General features: G+C 28.1%; 14 protein-coding genes. 2 read left to right on the top strand and 12 right to left on the bottom strand.

Translation table 11 applies throughout. The annotated features are described in order from the left end of the window. Position 1 precedes the first annotated feature (1 nt). Positions 2-1,720, top strand: a complete 1,719-nt coding sequence (locus tag I4V51_RS14460) for a S8 family peptidase (RefSeq protein WP_195989140.1) — start codon at positions 2-4, stop codon at positions 1,718-1,720. 100 nt (positions 1,721-1,820) lie between these two features. Here the strand turns inward: I4V51_RS14460 and I4V51_RS14455 are convergent, their stop codons facing one another. The 3 genes from I4V51_RS14455 to I4V51_RS14445 all read right to left on the bottom strand — a co-directional run bounded on the left by I4V51_RS14455 (position 1,821) and on the right by I4V51_RS14445 (position 4,141). Beyond that, positions 1,821-2,693: a radical SAM protein gene (locus I4V51_RS14455; protein WP_195989139.1), complete on the bottom strand. Its 873-nt coding sequence runs from the start codon at positions 2,691-2,693 to the stop codon at positions 1,821-1,823. Positions 2,694-2,731: 38 nt separating this feature from the next. Then, on the bottom strand, positions 2,732-3,172 hold the full coding sequence (locus I4V51_RS14450) for a GyrI-like domain-containing protein (protein WP_195989138.1): 441 nt from the start codon (positions 3,170-3,172) through the stop codon (positions 2,732-2,734). A gap of 66 nt (positions 3,173-3,238) precedes the next feature. Further along, entirely contained in the window at positions 3,239-4,141 is a 903-nt protein-coding gene (locus tag I4V51_RS14445; RefSeq protein WP_195989137.1) for a YafY family protein, read from the bottom strand. Positions 4,142-4,284: 143 nt separating this feature from the next. Here I4V51_RS14445 and I4V51_RS14440 point away from each other — a divergent pair, with 143 nt between their 5' ends. Further along, on the top strand, positions 4,285-4,671 hold the full coding sequence (locus I4V51_RS14440; protein WP_195989136.1) for a hypothetical protein: 387 nt from the start codon (positions 4,285-4,287) through the stop codon (positions 4,669-4,671). A 144-nt stretch (positions 4,672-4,815) separates the two neighbouring features. Here the strand turns inward: I4V51_RS14440 and I4V51_RS14435 are convergent, their stop codons facing one another. From I4V51_RS14435 to I4V51_RS14395, 9 genes are all read right to left on the bottom strand, one after another. Further along, entirely contained in the window at positions 4,816-5,265 is a 450-nt protein-coding gene (locus I4V51_RS14435; protein ID WP_195989135.1) for an NUDIX domain-containing protein, read from the bottom strand. 54 nt (positions 5,266-5,319) lie between these two features. Next, positions 5,320-5,514: a YwbE family protein gene (locus I4V51_RS14430; RefSeq protein ID WP_195989134.1), complete on the bottom strand. Its 195-nt coding sequence runs from the start codon at positions 5,512-5,514 to the stop codon at positions 5,320-5,322. Positions 5,515-5,565: 51 nt separating this feature from the next. Then, positions 5,566-6,657 carry a S41 family peptidase gene (locus I4V51_RS14425; protein WP_195989133.1) on the bottom strand — a complete coding sequence of 364 codons (1,092 nt, stop codon included), beginning with the start codon at positions 6,655-6,657 and terminating at the stop codon, positions 5,566-5,568. 292 nt (positions 6,658-6,949) lie between these two features. After that, entirely contained in the window at positions 6,950-12,631 is a 5,682-nt protein-coding gene (locus I4V51_RS14420; protein WP_195989132.1) for a beta-N-acetylglucosaminidase domain-containing protein, read from the bottom strand. A 412-nt stretch (positions 12,632-13,043) separates the two neighbouring features. Continuing rightward, positions 13,044-13,883: an AraC family transcriptional regulator gene (locus I4V51_RS14415; protein ID WP_195989131.1), complete on the bottom strand. Its 840-nt coding sequence runs from the start codon at positions 13,881-13,883 to the stop codon at positions 13,044-13,046. A 321-nt stretch (positions 13,884-14,204) separates the two neighbouring features. Beyond that, a complete protein-coding gene (locus I4V51_RS14410; RefSeq protein WP_195989130.1) occupies positions 14,205-14,849 on the bottom strand; it encodes a hypothetical protein in 645 nt (214 codons plus the stop codon). Positions 14,850-14,982: 133 nt separating this feature from the next. Next, a complete protein-coding gene (locus I4V51_RS14405) occupies positions 14,983-15,288 on the bottom strand; it encodes a hypothetical protein (protein WP_195989129.1) in 306 nt (101 codons plus the stop codon). Positions 15,289-15,393: 105 nt separating this feature from the next. After that, a complete protein-coding gene (locus I4V51_RS14400) occupies positions 15,394-17,070 on the bottom strand; it encodes a recombinase family protein (protein ID WP_195989128.1) in 1,677 nt (558 codons plus the stop codon). Between the two features lie 611 nt (positions 17,071-17,681). Continuing rightward, positions 17,682-17,933, bottom strand: a complete 252-nt coding sequence (locus I4V51_RS14395; RefSeq protein WP_032116765.1) for a Mor transcription activator family protein — start codon at positions 17,931-17,933, stop codon at positions 17,682-17,684. Positions 17,934-19,553 lie beyond the last annotated feature (1,620 nt).

Here is a 19,553-nt window from a genome sequence, read left to right as displayed (position 1 = left end):
TATGAAAAGAAATTTTTCAATAGATAATTATATAAGTAATCCTGACTATTTTAATTATTTAATAGAATACCAAGGTGATATTATAAAGGAATTTGAAGCTTATCCTGATTTATTTATAAACATTATTAATGATAAATATGCAATACTATATATTCCCAAAGCAAAGCTTGATATTATTGATGATGGTTTCAAATTTTCAACTATAGTTTATATAAAACCTTCTGCTATGTATACATTACAAGAGATTTCTCCAATTGAAGCATCCCAAGTAAACTTTTTACAGTTAGATTTACCTTTAAAATTAACCGGTAAAGGTATTGATGTAGCAATAATAGACACTGGTATTGATTATTTAAATGAAGAGTTTATGGATGAATTTAAGAAATCTAGAGTAGATTTAATCTGGGATCAAACAATAAAATCTACTAAACCTATTAAAGATATTAATATTCCATTTGGTACAATATATGAAAATAATGAAATACAGTTGGCTATAGATGAGTTTTTTAAAGGAAATGATCCCTATTCAATAGTTCCAAGTAAAGATGACTTTGGTCACGGTACAGAAATGGCAGGAATAATTGGTGCTTCTGGAAAAAATCCTAAACTTAAAGGAGTTGCTAATGAATGTAGATTCATTGTAGTTAAATTAATTGAAGATTTTGGATATAAATCATCCTTTGGAGGCTCTGTTCCTGTATATAATGTATCATCACTATTTGCAGCCTTAGAATTTTTATATGAATACTCATTAAATAATTCTAAACCCTTATTAATTTATTTACCTTTAGGTAGTAACTTAGGAACTCATAAGGGAAATGGAATACTAGATCAATTTATTGACTTTATTTGTATTAATGCCCAAATTGCAATAATAACGCCTACAGGAAATGAAAGAAATACTGGAAACCATGCTTCTGGAATACTTACTGAAAGTGATCCAATTAAAGTAATTGATTTAGATATACCTCCAGAAGAAAAAAATTTATGGTTAGAAATATGGGTTGATGTGCCAAATATAGTATCATTGGACATAATCTCCCCCTCTGGAGAAAATAGTGGTGTTCTCAACTCTCAAATAAATAAAACAATTAATTATACTTATATTTTTGAAAAAACCTTCATTAAGGCAAATTATTATATTCCTGAAGAAATTACAGGTGATGAACTTATAAGAGTTCGTTTTTACGATTTACAACCTGGTATATGGAAATTAAGGCTTATAGGAAATTCTCTTTTAGATGCTCATTTTAATATTTGGATTTCTCAGAAAGGTTTAGTAAATGATAATACTAGACTTAGCCCATCTGATATTTATAATACGATAACTAACCCTGGTAACTCTGATTACACAATTACTGTGGCTGCTTACAATCAAAATAATAATAATACATTAAGTTATTCAGGTATGTCTCCTGATATAAATTCTATTAGTACTGTTGATGTTGCTGCTGGAGGAGTTAATGCCTTAACAGTTACATCCAATAATAAAACTGCTATTGTTAACGGTACATGTGTTGCTGCTGCAATAGTAACAGGAGTTTGTGCCATGATTCTTCAATGGGGAATAATAGATGGTAATAATCCTGATATTCACTCTCAAACCTTAAAAAGTTATATCATACGCGGTGTATCAATGAGAATTGGTGATATTTATCCTAATCCTCAATGGGGTTATGGTATGTTAAATGTGCTAAATGTATTTAAAAACATGTATTAGCATTATATTTATTAATACTAATACAAAATAGAAAATGATTATAACTTTATTGCTATAATCATTTTCTATTTTAAAATATATTCTTATCTCATATCTAAGACTATATATCAAACCTTACTTGAATTTCATTATTTTTCTCTTCAAAAGTTTTCATGTATTCAAAAACTTCCTCCAGCCCAAAAATAATATTATTCTTCTTACAGGTTTCTTTAATAATTTTCATTAATATTTCATGATTTTCACTTATTACTTCATAACTATTCCCATACCTACTTATATATTTTTCTTTCAAACCTTTAAAATTCTTATCTAGATTTTTATAATAATACTCTCTATTTCCATCTCTTAATGTTAAACCAATACCAAATACTATAATTCCTTTAACTTTAGCTTCTATACAATAATTCAATATTCCCCTTATATTTTCTTCAGTATCATTTATATATGGCAATATAGGACATATCCAAACTACTGTAGGAATTCCATTATCCCTCATTATTTTTAACACTTCAAAACGTTCCTTTGTTGTAGAAACATTAGGCTCTATTATTTTACATAAATCTTCATTATAAGTTGTTAATGTCATCTGCACAACGCACTTTGCCTTATTATTTATACTTTTTAATAATTCCAAATCCCTTAATATTCTATTAGATTTAGTTTGTATTGCCAGTCCAAATCCTCGCTCTTCAATTATCTCTAAACACTTTCTTGTATTTTTAACCTTTTCTTCTAATTGAATATATGGGTCACTCATTGCACCTGTTCCAATCATACATTTCTTTCTTTTTTTATTAAGTGCATCTTCTAATAACTCTGGTGCATTAGCTTTAATTTCTATATTTTCAAAAACATGATCCATTCCATAACAAATACTTCTTGCATCACAATATATACATCCATGAGTACATCCTCTATAAATATTCATTCCATTAGTTCTAGATAATATTCCTTTTGCAATAACCTCATGCATATAACTTTAATCTCCTTTTACAGTTTCTAAATATAAATTTAATTTAAAGAAATATAAATATCTATTTTAGCATTATCAAAATCTGAATTTAAATATTCTTCAAAATCAGCCTTATAACTTCTATCTAAATCTATTTGCCAAATCTCATTCCAAGCTTTTGAAACTGACTTTTGCATATGTCCTTCTATAGAGAACTTAGCATACTTTCCTGCTGGAATCTTTTTTACTGTAAGCTCTTCGTTCTTTACACTTGTTACTTCATTACCTACTGTAACACAATATTTATTATTTTTATAATCTGAATAAAGAGCTATTGCATATTCATTTACTTTATTTTTTATTATTTTATTAATTCCATCTTGATATAACTTTTCCCAAAGCCCCCCAATAACTTTCTCCATCTTAGGATCTTCATTGCTTGTAATAGCACTAACCCCTACTATTATCTTTTCTTCTAAATTTACAATTTCATAATTCATATTAATAACCTCCATATATTTGATAAGATTATTATACTTAGGTTAATATGACAGCAATATGTCATATTAAGAATACTTTAAAATCATTTTTTTTATTTTATCTTTTACTTCTTTTCTTATCTCCTCTGGTTCTAAAACTTCACATTCTTCCCCAAATGAATATATATAACTAAATATCCATTGACCTTTTGGATATTCTATTTCTGCAATAAAACTTCCATCCTGTAACTGTTTGAAACTTTCAAATTCATCATATACTCTATATGCCATTTTAGAAGAAATCTTCATTTTTAAAGTTACAAACTCACCTTCATAAATATTCTCTTCTTTCATTATAGTTTTAGGTACTTCAATATTGAAAGTTTCTTTAGAAATATTTAAATCCTTTATTCTTCTTAGTTTAAAAAACCTATAGTCACTTCTTATTTTACAGTATCCATATATGTACCAACTTTGTCCCTTAAAATACAACTTTAATGGGTATACTTTTCTATTAATATTTTCTCCCCTCCCACTCATATACTGGAAGTTAATTATTCTCTTATTTAATATTGCATATTTAACATTATAAAAGGTTTCTTTTTCTCTTTCTACATTACCCCAATTTGAAAAATCAACCTCTATCCAATCAGTATCATTTTCACCTAAGATATTATTTAACTTTCTAATTACCTTTTCTGGTTCCGCATCATTAAAACTTATAGCATTAACTGCTTTTATTGATGATAATATCTCTGACTTTTCCTCTTCTGTTAACACAGCTTTATTTAATATAAACTCCGGTAATATTGATATCCCCCCACCTTTTCCTTTCGTCATATATACTGGAATTCCGGTGGTAGAAAGTATTTCGATATCTCTATAAATAGTTCTTTGTGACACTTCAAATCTTTCTGCTAATTCTTTTGCTGTTACAATTTTCCTTTCTAAGAGAATATATATAATTTCAAATAATCTATTTATCTGCATAATTTCCCTCTCATTCATTACCTTTTGCTTTATAACTCTTCATTATAATTATAACTTATATTTATATACTTAAAATAATTTAAACAAACTGCTCTTTTATAAATAGTATATATTATAAAATCTAATGATAGGAGATGATATACATGTTAAGAAATTGTGATAATGACTCCTCCTGCTGTAATAATAATTACTATAACCCTTGTAATAATGCATCAGCTTTTAATAACTCTTGGCTTTATACACTAATAATATTCTTTATATTTGGTGGTGGCTTTGGGCCTGGTAGTTTTTGGGGTGATTATAATAAGGTCTTTGGTTGCAGTGGATTTAGTAATGGTTGGTGTAATAATATCGGATCTAATAACTCTAATAATGGCAACTTTAATATTGGAAACTATGGTAATAATAACTTTAATAGTCCCAACCTTTCTAACTCTAATTTTTCCAACTCTGATTTTGCAGGACTTCTTAGCAATATTTCTGGTAATGGCAACTTGGATATTGGTAACCTTACTGATGATTCTATTTAATCAAAGCAAAATTAACCAGGGAAAACAAAAGTTTTCCCTGGTTAATTTCAATAATAATAATATTATTATTATTGAAGTAATCTTATGTACTACACCTTAGAAGCATAATGTTCATTTTTAATTACTGTTTTATCTAATTATAATTTATAAACTATAATATTTATCTATAAATACTTTATGACTTCTAGGTATATTTTCCGGTAATTCGTCATAACTAAAAAAACATAAATCTTTTGTTTCAAAGTTATCCATACTTAATTCACCACTATAGCTTTTACATACGTATCCTATCGTTATAAAAAATGCCTTATCTCCATGAGGAAATTCTATAAAACAATTCTCACCTGATGTTGTTCCTAAAAGCTCTAATTCCCTTATATCTAATCCTGACTCCTCCTTTGTCTCTCTAACTGCAGTAGACTCAAGAGATTCTCCTAACTCTGTAATTCCACCTATCAATCCCCATTTATATGGAAAGGTTCCTCTCTTTTGTAATAATATTTCATTATTTTCATTTATTATTAACACATTTACGCCAGTTAAATTTATTGAATCATGACCTACTTTTTCTCTTATATATCTAACATAATCCATATTTATATCCTCACTATTTTCAGTAATACAAAATAACAGTTAAGACTAAACCTATTAAGTTAATATTTCTTTTACTCTACCTACAATGCCATCTTCAAGCATAACTTTAATACCATGATGATGTTCTAGAGATTTTGTTAGTATCTTCATAACTATTCCTTCTGTTAACTTACCCGTTCTTTGATCTTGTTTTTGAACTACTAACACCTTCGATCCTATTTTTATATTACTTCTTCTTGTACCATCCATTTTATGTACCTCCAAATTAAACTTAATTCCTATCTAATCTTTCATCATAAATTAATAATAATCACTAATACTTTCTTGAATATTTATATCTGGATACAAAGCTAATATAGTATCATCTTCTATTAACTTATAATATCTAGTTGAATAATTTACAATAAACCTACTATTAGGCAATGTAAACTTAAGTATCTCTCCATAACAATTTGGCTTTCCACCAGAAGGTTCACCTATTATTTCAGCATTAGTATCAAATTTAAATTCATATGCATTTAATAAGGCTGATGAAAAAGTCTCCCTACCTATAATAATCTTTAAGTTCTCTTTTCTATTTATTTTATCATTACCTTTTATAAAATTTATAATAGGTTGTATTAATGTAGAATCTCCACCTAAATTATTCCTTAAATCAATAGTAACTTTCGCAATATTGTTATAATTAATAAAATCTATAGTTTCATTAATCTTTTCATTCAAGGTTTTTATTCCATCTTCCCTACAACTATTATATTTAATATATATTTCATCATTAATTTTCTCAAACCAATAGTTACTATAACTATTTTTTGCATATATCGGTAGTTTGGTAACTTCTATATACTTTAATTTATCTGGTGAAACTGTATTTAAAGATATTTCTTTTCCTTCTACTGTTATCTTTACTTCTTCTTTATCATTACATATGTAAAGTCCATATAAAACATCTACAGCTTGCAAATATTTAGCTAATTGTGCTTTTAATAAGAATTCATTTTCATGTGAAATAATATTAGATAAATCTGATAACACTTCATCTATAGCAATACCCTCAATATAATCTACCTTTTTATATAGCAATTCATTATAATTCTCACTTACCTTAATTATATAAACTCCATCATCAAAGCAATAAAATTTAACTGGTAAATATTTATTAACTGGAAATAATACAGATGTATGTGCATCACCAACAGCTGCAACTATTCTGCTTATCTCAACCTTCATATCATCATATTCTAAATTATCTACTTCTTCTTTAAGTTTTTCTATCATTTCATTAAATTCATAAAAATTTATTTTAAAAAATAAATTTTTATGCTTTTTAATTAGATTATCCTTAAGAAAGTCTAAATCCTCACTCCATTTTTCCTTCCAAGTATCTTTCATAACATCTCCTAACTTCTTTTGTTTTTATTACAATTTTACTATCTTATCTATTAAATATAAACTAATTCTGCTATAACTATCAAAATAATTATAAAAAGAATAACATTTTAAATAAAAAACTACTAGGATTTTATTTATCCTAATAACTTTTATAATTATATTAATTAAATATTTTGTATAATCATTATATATTACAATATATTACTCTTAAACAAAAAAAACTGGATTATATCCTTAATATTAAAGATATAATCCAATTTTACATTCTAATTATCTACTTTAATTTAATATCTTATTGTTGTTTAACTTTTGACTTTTTAGAATAAACAACTATTATTCCTAAAGATAGTAATAAGATTCCAACAAATAAAACATTTCTAGTATCTAATCCTCCTGTTTGTGGAAGATTATTATTTCCGTTACTTTGGTTATTTCCGTTACCTTGGTTGTTTCCATTACCTTGGTTGTTTCCATTACCTTGGTTATTTCCGTTACCTTGGTTGTTTCCATTACCTTGGTTGTTTCCATTACCTTGGTTGTTTCCGTTATTTCCATCACCTGGTTCTGGTGTTGGTACTACTGGTTTTAACTCTAAAGCAGCTTTTGCATCTTCAAAAGCCTTCTTAGCACTTACAAACTCTGTAGCTGAAGTATTTTCTACATTTTCTAACATAGCTTTTAATACTGCTAATGCTTCATTATACTTAGCAACAGTTTCTTCAGTATATTTATCTGCTTCTATTTCTTCTATACTATTGATATAAGCTTTAACATCTTCTTGGTTTACTCTTAATACAAGATTCTTAGTAGCTTCATCAATTTTAGTAACTAATCCTTGTATAGTTTCTGCAGTACCAGATACAAATAACTCATCCGCAGTAGCAATTAAATCTACTAACATTTTGTAGCTGCTTGTAGTATATAAACTAGCATCAAATCCATTAGCGATTTCAATTTGAGCACGTAATGCAGTTACATCAACTAAAGTATTCTTTAATGTTAATAACTCATTTTCTACGTTCTTTAATTCTTCAGCTGTCATATTATTAAAGTTCATACCTTCAACTTCTGCTACTTTATCCATTAATACTTGGAATGAATTAGTAGTATAGTTTTCACTTTTTAATCCCTTAATTTCAACAATTAATCCTTCAATACTTTCGCTTGAGCCTACTAATTCTAAGTTGTTTTTAGCTTCAGTTATAGCAACTATTGCAGCTTCAATAGCTTCAACAGTACCGTCTATTAATAATTCTTTTGCCTCAGTAACTTTTAATTCATAAGCTTTATAAGAATCTTCTGTGTAGATGCTTGAATCAACTATTGCTTCAAATTCTTCAATTACTGCTACTAAAGAAGTAATATTTACTAAAGAATTTTTTGCCTCTAATATAGCTTCTTTTGCAGCCTCAAATACTGCTGGGTCTTGAGGTTCTGTTTTATTTAATTCAAGTAATCTCTCAATTTCTGCTTTTGCATCATTTAATGCTGTCCAAGAATTTGTAGTATAAACCTTCTCTGGAGCAGTAACATTAGCAATAAATACATTAATATCCTCTAAAGTAATTTCAGCTTCTTCTCTGTTTGCTGGGTTATAAACTAAAGCTTCTTTTGCATTATTTAACTCACTTATTAATCTTTCAGCTTCTTTAACTGATAAGTTATTGCTATCTTCCATAGCACTCTTAATAGCATTTAAAGCTTTTTGATAATTAGCCCAAGTTTTAGCTGTGTATTTTGAACTATCTGTTATAGCTGCATCTATAACAGCTTGTACTTCTTCACTATTACACTTTTCTTCTTTACTAGCTTTTGCTTTTTCTATTTCTTTTACTGCACTATCTACTGTTCCTTGTGCTGCATAATTATTATTAAGTATAGCTTTAGCTACTTCTATAGCTTCCTTATATGCTTTTGCAGTGTTAGTTGTCCAAGTTGTAGTATCTATAGTTTCATTCACTAATTCTTGTAATCTATCTTTGTTTACAGTTTCATTTAAAGTTGAATCAAATATTAATTCTACTAAATTTGGAATAACTCCATTCCACTCAAACTTAACATCTAAAATCTTAGTTCCAGCAGGTAAAACAAATTCATTTGTACCTTTATTTAAATTCCCTAATTCTACTGATTGTATATCCCCATTAGGAGCTACAATTCTTGCTGTGACTAGTGCATTTGAGATATTCTTAGCATTTTGCATTACTTTAATATGATTTACATCAAGATTATCAGATAATGAATAATTAAGGTATCCTTCATTTGAATTTGGAATATACATTGTAGTAATATCACCATCAACTAAATATTCATATAATCCATTTTGAGTATCTGAAACATTTGATTTAAATGTTGGATTATTAACCGTTGGAATATATGCTCCACCATTTATTTCAATTTCATTAATTCTAGTCCATCTATGACCATATGATTGAGTTATTTCTAACTTAATATATCTAGCTTTTTTATTTATATTACTTGCTTCAGCTACATTGTATGAAATTTCATGCCCTGTAAATATATCATTTATATTGCTATCATCATTTGTTGTATTAGGTTCTTGATCACCTATTAATAATACAGCATCTCCCCAGTTTCCTTTTTCTGTTGAAGCATAAACTGCACCATCTCTGATATAGTCTTTATGCGAGTCATGAACAACTACTTTTAATTGATCTAAATCAATCTCTTGACCTAAATCAAAAATCATATTGTCTCCCTTAGTTTGAAGTCTTTCAAATTGTATAGCTGTTGTACGGTCTTTATCAAATAAATCCTCTACCTTACCAGCATAAATTCTTCCCATATTATTTTCAATTACTGTTGGCTTACCGAATTCCCTTGAAGTTACTCTAAATTCATTTACATTGAAAGTAACTGCTCCTGAACCTAAATTAATTAAACGAACATATCTTGCATCAGTGTTTTCACTTAGTGTTTTGTTATCTAAGTTAGTCCATTCATAACCATTCTTAGAAACTTGTAATGTAACATTTTCTAATGATGTTCCATTTATAACAATCTCTGTTAATTCATGAATACGATCTAACATTAATCCAATATATTGATTGTTTTCTAAAGTAATATCTGAAAGCCCTACCATACTAGCATTATCATTAAAATAATCTGCTGGATGCTCTTTATAAGCCTCTACATTAGTATATACCTTACCATTATGGTTAATCTTTGCATCAACTTTAAATTCTCTAAAACCAATCCAATTTCCTTGATCTCTATTATTTCTTAAACGTACATATTGAGCTTCAATATTTCTATCTGATAAGTCTATTACTATATCTCTAGTGTTTTCATAAGTTTCTATCGGAGTATATTCTCTACCATCTAAAGAATATTCTAATGTAACATTTTTGAAGTAATCATTTGAACCTGCATTTGGTCCTTGAAGAATATTAATTTTACCAAGAACTATTGGCTCACTTAATTTTACTCCTACATAGTCTCCTGCAATTGTAGTATTTGCTGGTGTAGTATTTTGTCTTACATTGTAGTGAACACTAGTATTTGGATCACCATCTAACATATTAGATTCTGGTCCAGAATAAACACTCCATCCATCAGTTGTACGAATTACTTCACTTGTGAAAGTTGGTGCTTCTACTACTTCTGGAGAAGTTAATACTTTAAATTCTCTCATAGCAGGCCATTTGTTACCACTATCTGTTGCAGTACAGATATATCTCACACCAACAACATTTTTAATTTCTACACCAGTAATCTTAACATTTACTGCATATGGTCCATAAGTTTTGTTGTTTATATTTTCCCAAGTTTGACCATCAGTTGTGTATTGTACTTTAGCATGTCCAAAAGTATCTTCTTGCTTTCCATTAGTACCATTTAATATATCTACACCGTAGATTGTAGTTGGCTTACTTAAATTAACTTGATAATATTGATCTTTAGCTTCATATACTCCATTCCATATATGAGTATCATTTTTACCATCTATAATATTTTCAATTTTACCATTATAAACATTTGATATATTTGTTTCTGCAGTTAATACTAACTTTTCTCCACCATTAACTAATGAGTTAATTTCATCAGAAAGTGCATCTCTAACGGCTTCTACGAAAGGAACTAAACGTTTTGAACCTGGTTGAGCCTTTTTAGTTCCATCAATTGTTAATCTATCATGTGATTTGCTATTTTCATAAGAAGTAGTTCCTTCAGCAAAATTTTGTACAGCTGAATCATTATCATTAGCTTCTAAGTTAATTGCTGCTTGAACATAGCTCTTAATAGCTGTAGCTAAATCTTTTAATGAATTAGCAAATGGTGTAATTTGTTCAACCATTCTTGCATTAGTGCTAGTTTTAATAAACTCATCACAAGCATTAATTATTATATCCATTTCATTTACTAAAGTATTTCCAACTTCAGAAATTTCTTGATTTTCATTTAATTTAGAAATAAATTCATCTAATAAAGGTCTTATCTCTTCTGATTCTCCTAATACTAGTCCATGTCCATTCGGAGCAGGATCTGATGTATGCTTAGCTATTGTATATAATGCTTCTGATGCATTAGCATCTACATATTTGAAAGAATCTTCCCAACTCTTATCTTCATTAAACTCTTTTATATTCCAAGCATAATCTGCTATAGCAAAAAGACTTATTTTTGATGGTTCTGCATCTTGCATAGGATTTGTAACTACACCAGCTAAATCTTCAATATTAATATCTGTATGTAAAAGACTTCCTTTACCTAACATTAATCTATGCATGTTGATATCATTAACAGGCCAGTTTAACCAGAATAATGGACTTCTTCTTGTTACACCTTCTGGCGCTCTATGATTTTTAAAATTATCTAATGTATTTTGAATAATTGGCGCACATACTGAGTTACCAGTCCAGAAAATTTGAACATCTTCAGGGAAGTTTGCATCTAAGAAATTTAATTCTGAATAATCACCTTGCCATCCAGCATTGTATCCTACTGGACAGAATACCCAGTCATGTACATCTCCTTTTTTCTTACCCCATTCTGATAATTGAGTCATCATATTAGCAAGAATTTGTCTATCAAGGCTACCAACGTCATCACCTAGAACACCAAATTGACGAACACCTACAGAATATAATTGTTCGAATTTTGCTATTAATTTTTCCATTTCTCCATCAAAGTCATTTGAGTTAAATCCTCCCATAAAAGGATGAGCTGTCCAAACAAATTTTGTTTTTGTCTCTTCACCTACTTTTACCATTTCAGCAATTTTATCTAACTCTTCTTTTGGATATAGTTCTCTCCATTTTCTAGTATGATATAAATCATCTTTTGGTGCAAAGATATAAGCTGTCATCTTAAAGTCTCCACCAAATTTCATTAAAGACATACGATCTTCATTTGTCCATGGAACACCATAGTAACCTTCAATGAATCCACGTATTGGTGTATCAGCATAATCTTTAATTTCAAAATTCTTAATAGTAGATCCATCCATTTGATTAAATATATGCTTTAAGCTTGTTATTCCATAGAATGCAGCATCTGTATTTTTACCTAAGATAGAAATTTCTCCATCTTTTGCTGACATAAAATATGAATCATTCTTTTCAAATAGGCTTACATCTACTTGATTTTTCTCTTGTATATAATTACTTGCGTATTCATTTGATAAATATGTTCCAACTAAAATATTAGTTTTACCACTTACAACTTCTTCTGAAACTGTAATCTTCTTATCTTTTGACTCTAAAACTTCTGTCATACGCTTTTTAGTTACAGCATCTATTGTGCTATCATAAACTACGTTTACGTCTTTACGTATAACAAATTCCCCCGTTAAGTAGTCAATTTGATGTGGGTTAGGATAAATTTCATATCCTTCTTTTGTTGTATCAGCTTCTACTATAGGGCTAGCACTAACCGTAGGTGGTTGAACTATTCCAATAATTAATGCAATAGCTAATATACAACTTAGTAGTCTCTTAACTTTTACTTTCATATTATTACCTCCATATAATTAATAAAAATTAAAATTTTATTGATTTATTTGTATTATTTGTAAAAAAATTGAATAAAAAAAAGCTTTCCTATAAATATAGGAAAGCTAGTGCTCTATTGGTAACACGCTCTAAATCAAATATTAATTTTAATTTTTTCTTTTCTATCATATTATATATAAAAAACTTTCCTCTGTAAACAATTATATTACAATTTTATCTATTTTTTTAATTTATACTTTAAAACTTATGTAATAACTTAATATAAATATATTATTTCTAGTTTTTTTGCATTTTTTTGTAATATTATATCATTTAATTTTAAATATTTTCATTATTACTTTTTAATTTGTAGTTATATAAAAATATCACTCTAGTTAACGTTACTGTTGTACTGGCACTATAAATAAAAAGTTACACTCTTTCTATAGGTACCCAAATTTCACTATAGTTACAATCCTCATTTTCACAAGGTCGTGTGTACATCTCAATATTGTAGTTACCTACAAGCTTATATGACTTACAAGACGGCAGCCACTCGCTCCATATCTTTGTGTTCACATCCTGCAATGCTTTTGGTAATGACCCACGACAAGGAAATATTGCCCATGTACCTGCTGGAATCACTTTTGTTTCATATCCCTCCGGAATCTCATTCCATGGAATATAGTTATCAGCAATTAAATAATCAAAATTCTCTCCATCACTATCTATACATATTCCATACATACCACACACAACTTTGTTCTCAACGCTTTCCATATGCTCCTGCCAAAACTTAGGAATTTCACTATAGGAAGTTTTATTATCAAACTTTCGTGCTCTTCCCATTACTGTAAACTGCGACTTTTCAACAATCTTGTACTCTAACATATTACCACCCTCCAATGTAAGTTTAATTTTCAGCGGTGCAAAAGAATTCAATTTACTACCTTTTTCTCTTGCTATAGAAGGACTTATCCCATGAAACTTAGCAAACGCTCTGGCAAAACTATCTGGTGAATCATAACCGTATTTCATCGCAACATCAATCACTTTGATATTGGTAGAACAAAGTTCCTGTGCTGCAAGTGTCAGACGACGCTTCCTTATATATTCACCTACTGTAAATCCACATAATATATTGAATATTTTTTGAAAGTAGAAACTTGACACATATGCTTTATCGGCTATTTCATTTATATTAATATCTTCAGTCAAATTTTCTTCAATATATGCTATTGCATTAGTAATTCCTTCATTCCAACCATTCATAAGATTTTCTCCTTCTCCATATCGCTGTAATTACATTATATTGACAAACACCTATATTTTCCCGACTCTAATTGTCTTCTTATATCGGGTTGTAGTAATCACTCTTTATAAATAACTCAATCACTATACAAATTCATTTTTATCTTTTACTTAAAATTAATTATAACATAATTTGTAAATATATTTTCATCAATAAAAATAGTCTTAGCCCTTGAAATAACTTGACCAAGACCATTTCCCTCATTTATTTGTGATACGGTTCTCCGTATTGGCAGTAAGTGAGGTTTTTATATTTTATCTATTAGTTAACCTGTAATTTGTCTAGCCAAAGTGAAATGGAATTATCCAGTTAAGTACAAACGCCAATACAATTCCTATTATCAACATTGCAATGGATTCTTTGATACTATTGCGTTTTAAGACTATCAGTCCACAGATAAACACTATAAGTTCTAATATTGAACGCATATCAAAGTAAATCCATCCATAAGTAAATGTCATATTAAACAGCACAGCAATTATCATCACAGAAAGAATAAATGCTAAATTACTTTCCCCTTTTGCATACCAACATATTGATGCCAATAATGGTGAAAGGGTTGTAAAACCAAACCATATCATCGCATAGCTACTTGGGAAAAATCCAGCTACAAATTTTGAATACAAATAATAGCTTGATACCATTCCTATGAAAAACATAAACACATTAATTGATGCTCTGAGTGGAGAATTACTAAAAATTGAGACGCATACAGCTATCAATATCCAAATTGCAAATCTTCCAAGAAAGTTTGTAACATCTAAATGTTCAAGTATATAAGGCAATTCATTTCTTGCAGTAGTATCTAAGAACTTTGAAAATACTCCTAACACTATACCTAGAAACAATATTGCAATCGTATTAAAACTCTGTCTGCTTACAGCTATTGACTTATTCTTATATCGTATATCATCAAAAAATGGCATGATTACACCTCACTTAAAAATTCCAATTTATCTAATTAAATATTAATTTTTGTTTAAAAGAATTATGTATTATATAACAACTTCTCTTTTCGCTCTCTACTCATATATAAGCAAACTAAACATACTCTATCTTCTATGTTATATTAAATAACCTTACAATTTCTATCCCCCATAAAAGTATTATTGGTATAATAAATAATATCCTACTTTTAGTATTCATAAACTTTTCAACTAATCTTCGATTAATAAAAAATGCTCCCAAGAAGAAGAATAAGTAAAAAATTGTACCTATATTCTTCCACTCATATCCATGATATCTTACTGATTCACTAAAACTCTGCATCCACATTATATTTCCTGTAAATCCAAGCCAAACATAGAAACAATATACTATTAACATCATAATAGTAAAAATCCATAACATTACCCTTATTCTCATAAATATACGTACCTCTATTGATATAAATTTTAATTAGATTCTTAATAATTTATATTATAATATTTATTATTATCACTCTCAATACTCCCTTATTTTCTATTATTTCTATATAGCAATATCTAAATTTAATGTCTTTACTCCAACATTTCTTAACATAAAAGAAGAAGGAGTACCCTCTATAAATACTCCTTCTTCTTTACTTATATATTCAACCAAGCTATCATTTATTTTTAATTTTATTGAATCTATCTCCCTTACTTCATTTATAGTTATTTCTGATATTATAATGTGAAGCAACTTCTTCTGTTGCTCTCTAGTTGCACTCTCTGTTAGAACTTTACTAAAATTCTCTAATATACTCTTTATGAATTCATATGGTATTTCTTCACTTACATCATCTGAAAGTGTAACTAGAAATGGTTCTTTTTCCTCTTGAAGACTTTGCGCTCTTTTATTTAGCTCATCTTTTCTTTCCTTGAACTCTTCCTTAGATATTACTTCTTCCTCATATGCTTCGAAAAGTTTAGTTTTCTTCCTATCTATCTTTTCTAACTCTTTATCTATTCTTTCTAACTCCTTCTTAGCTGGATTTATCTTTTTATGTCTTTCCTTATTAATGTTATTTACTATAGATTTAACCATTTTCTCATTAGAAAGTAATTCTGATAACTTGCTAAATACATACTCATTAGCTTTATCAACTCTTATGGTATTAGAATTACATACACTTGTACCTTTATTCTTCCATGCTCCACAACAGTAGTAAGCTATTCTCTTCTTAGTTCCATCAGCTAACTTATTGGTAGTTCTTGAAATAACCATACCCGCTCCACATTTAGGACATCTTAGTATTCCCGTTAGTGGATACTCACCATCATATATTCTTGAAGGCTTACCTTTCTTACTTTCCATTATTGCTTGTACCTTATCCCATAACCCTTCATCTATTACAGGTTCATGTATTCCATCTGTTATTATTGGATTAGCATTTATATTTCTTCTTCTTTTCTCTGACCAGTTCTGTCTTACATTATACCTAACTTTTCCTATGTATACTGGGTTAGTTAGAATTTCTCGTATTGAACCTACCGAAAAATCATTTCCTTTCTTAGTCTTGTAACCTAGCTTATTCAGTTGATTAGTAATAGCTTTATATCCTTTTCCATTACCATATTCATTGAAGATAAATTTTACTGCTTCTGCTTCCTTTTCATTAATCTTTAATTTAGTTTTTCTTCTTTTAGCTCCTTCTTGACTATCTATTGGTACTAGGTCATACCCTAAAACTCTACCTCCACACCATTCTCCTGATTTTGCTTTTGCACACATTCCCATTTTTACATTTTGAGCTATAGTACCTCTCTCAAACTCTCCTATCAATGCCATCATCTGAAATTGCATTTTTCCTGCTGGAGTACTATTATCAAACTGCTCTGAATAAGAATTGAAATCTATATTATTCTGCTCTAGTATATCTACTATCTTTAGAACATCTGAAAGCTTTCTACTGATTCTATTAATCTTCCAAGAAATCACCATCTGAAACTTTCTCTCCTCTGAATCCTTTAGAAGTTCCTTTAATGCTGCTCTATTTTTTATATCTTTACCACTTATTCCTCTATCTAAATACACTTTATATACTGAATAGTTCATTTTATTGTACCAATCTCTTAGAAGTCTTTCTTGCTCATCTATACTATATCCTTCTTCTGCTTGTTCTATTGTGCTTACTCTACAGTATATAGCAACCTGTTCTATCTTATTTACTTTATCTATATTCATTTTTATTCTCCTATAATCATTAACCTATTTCTACTGAAAATATCGACACTATCGGTACTACGGTTATGACGATATTTTCTATTACAATTTTCTTAGATACTAAAGGTGGAAAGGTAGATAAGTAGATAAAAGTTTTATTTATAAAATATAAATTTTTATTTTTTTATTTTATTTTTCTCTACTACTTTGCCCCCTTTCCCCCCAATCATTTATTACGCTCTTATTATTGGATTCATCTTACTTCCCCATTTTCCCCGTAATCCCGTAAGATTTTATTATTGTTATAAAAAACTTATTTATTTTTCTCCTGTTTATTATAGACATATTATTTTTTACGGGTTTTCGGGATTTACGGGAATTATACATCTTAGTCTTGATTCTGGTTCTATTTAGGACTTATTACCTTCTTCTTCTATTATTAATTTCATTGACCTTGGACGTATGGTCGCATAGAGCTTTCACTCTTTTCTTACCTACATTATCTTTTTATGTAACTCTTTTTACCCCTATTTAGAAATTTAATATGTCCTTACATCCAACTTGTTGATTTTCTTTACTTCTATTCAACCTAAGTTAGACCTACTTACAAACTTTATCTATCCAATACTACACTAACTAAATTCAATCTTATTTAACATCTTCCTCAACCAATTAGTTGTGTAATCTAGCTTCTTAGATAATTCTTTCAAGTTCTTACCATTGTAATTCTTTATAAGATATTCTTCTATGTACTCTTTAGAATATAATCTCATTGGAAAGTTCACTTGTTGACCTCTGAAATATTTATGTATTTTTAATGTATTTTCTAATCCTAGTAATTCGACTAACTCTTCGTATACTCCATTATAATCTGACTTATTCATATCTACCCCTCCTAAAATATAAAAATAGTTAATGCTTCTTTTATTAGAAACATTAACTCTTTACTCAGATTTATAATATATATTTCATTACATAAGTTAAAACAGTTGATTTAGTCTTTCTTTGTTGTTTTTATTTTGAGTGTTATTATTTATTCTCACTTTCTGAAATCTCTGCTTTCTAGTATGTTATTGTTGCTTTCTGATGTATTTCTCTTTATTGGTAGATTGGATTTTTATCTACTTCTCTTTGAGTGATTTTATTATCTATTGCAATTTATTAGGCTTTCTTAACTCTATTGATATCAATTGGTATAGTTATTATAACTTCTTATTAATCTATTCCCCATTCTTTTTTCTTGCTTTTATTTTTACTCTTATTATTGATTCTTACTTTCTTGATTTTTACCTTCTTACATATTTGTTTTTCTATGTATTTCTCTTATTGATAGATTATATTTATATCTACTTCTATTATGATTTTATTATCTATTATTGATTTATTGGATTTTATTAATTCTATTTGCATTAATTGATACAGCTATTATATCTTCTTGATTATATCGTTATATATTGATTCTATTTTATTTATTACTTATTATTATTGAAATTTATTAATCATTTATTTTTATTTATAATTATTTTATTATTGTATTTACTTATTCTGATTATATTTATCTTTTATTATTTATTTTATTTTTTATTGAAATAGATTTTTATTAATCTATTTCAATTCTTATTTTATTATAAGGCTTTAGCCCCCCTATCCCCCCGTTACTCTTTCCAAGTCCCAAGTCCTTAGTTCATATTCCCAAGTTCCAATTTTCATTATTTTTATGTTTTATTATTTCAATTCTTTTTATTTTTTAGTGAATTTAGTTTTTCCTATCACATATTATATGTTATGACTTATCCTTGATTTCAACTGGAATTATTGAGCTTAGGATTTCCTGTACATTCAACATCTCATAGTCTTTCATGCCTTGTTATCCTAGCTTGCATAGTTGTTAGGCTATTATTCACTGATTTTTCTTTATTGCTTACAATATTATTTAGAAAACATTCAATTTACCATCTCTTCGCAGTTTTTTATTACTATGGCTACATTTATTCACATTTTCTAAAATCTCTGCTTTCTGATGTGCTATCATTGCTTTTTAGGTGTACTTAGATTGATTGTAATTACAATTTTTCTCTTTATCCTATGTTTAAGATAAATTACATCTTTACTTAGACTTCTTCTATTATTTCTCCTCAATCTTATTTCTTCTGAAAATATCGTCACTATCGTTATATCGACACTACTATTCCAACGATATTTTACAGTAGTTTATTATTGTTATAAAAAAAAATTAGCTTATTGTTATAATATCATCACAATTAATTTATTATTCTTATTAATTGTGATGATACCTTACTTCTTACTTCTTACTTCTTACTTCTTACTTGTTGCTTCTATTGAACTTGCCACAACTGTTAGTATTGTTCCAACAACTTTTATTACTGTTATAATATCCATAACTTTCTCCTCCTATCTCTTATATGCGTATATATATGAGTAACTATCTTTTACAGGTATTAACTTTATTACATACTTACCTTCTTCAAGTTCTATGTATACTA

This window comes from Clostridium sp. D53t1_180928_C8 (genome assembly GCF_015667795.1).
GTDB lineage: Bacteria > Bacillota > Clostridia > Clostridiales > Clostridiaceae > Clostridium.
The sequence above is the reverse complement of the archived record's forward strand: the minus strand, read 5'-3'. Positions and strand labels throughout refer to the sequence as shown.

What these genes read in the sequence shown, in the direction of transcription:
- I4V51_RS14445 (WP_195989137.1), bottom strand. Translation starts at nt 4,141, where the DNA reads ATGCAGATAAATAGATTATTTGAAATTATATATATTCTCTTAGAAAGG.
- I4V51_RS14460 (WP_195989140.1), top strand. Translation starts at nt 2, where the DNA reads ATGAAAAGAAATTTTTCAATAGATAATTATATAAGTAATCCTGACTAT.
- I4V51_RS14410 (WP_195989130.1), bottom strand. Translation starts at nt 14,849, where the DNA reads ATGCCATTTTTTGATGATATACGATATAAGAATAAGTCAATAGCTGTA.
- I4V51_RS14425 (WP_195989133.1), bottom strand. Translation starts at nt 6,657, where the DNA reads ATGAAAGATACTTGGAAGGAAAAATGGAGTGAGGATTTAGACTTTCTT.
- I4V51_RS14405 (WP_195989129.1), bottom strand. Translation starts at nt 15,288, where the DNA reads ATGAGAATAAGGGTAATGTTATGGATTTTTACTATTATGATGTTAATA.
- I4V51_RS14420 (WP_195989132.1), bottom strand. Translation starts at nt 12,631, where the DNA reads ATGAAAGTAAAAGTTAAGAGACTACTAAGTTGTATATTAGCTATTGCA.
- I4V51_RS14450 (WP_195989138.1), bottom strand. Translation starts at nt 3,172, where the DNA reads ATGAATTATGAAATTGTAAATTTAGAAGAAAAGATAATAGTAGGGGTT.
- I4V51_RS14455 (WP_195989139.1), bottom strand. Translation starts at nt 2,693, where the DNA reads ATGCATGAGGTTATTGCAAAAGGAATATTATCTAGAACTAATGGAATG.
- I4V51_RS14400 (WP_195989128.1), bottom strand. Translation starts at nt 17,070, where the DNA reads ATGAATATAGATAAAGTAAATAAGATAGAACAGGTTGCTATATACTGT.
- I4V51_RS14435 (WP_195989135.1), bottom strand. Translation starts at nt 5,265, where the DNA reads ATGGATTATGTTAGATATATAAGAGAAAAAGTAGGTCATGATTCAATA.
- I4V51_RS14415 (WP_195989131.1), bottom strand. Translation starts at nt 13,883, where the DNA reads ATGAATGGTTGGAATGAAGGAATTACTAATGCAATAGCATATATTGAA.
- I4V51_RS14395 (WP_032116765.1), bottom strand. Translation starts at nt 17,933, where the DNA reads ATGAATAAGTCAGATTATAATGGAGTATACGAAGAGTTAGTCGAATTA.
- I4V51_RS14430 (WP_195989134.1), bottom strand. Translation starts at nt 5,514, where the DNA reads ATGGATGGTACAAGAAGAAGTAATATAAAAATAGGATCGAAGGTGTTA.
- I4V51_RS14440 (WP_195989136.1), top strand. Translation starts at nt 4,285, where the DNA reads ATGTTAAGAAATTGTGATAATGACTCCTCCTGCTGTAATAATAATTAC.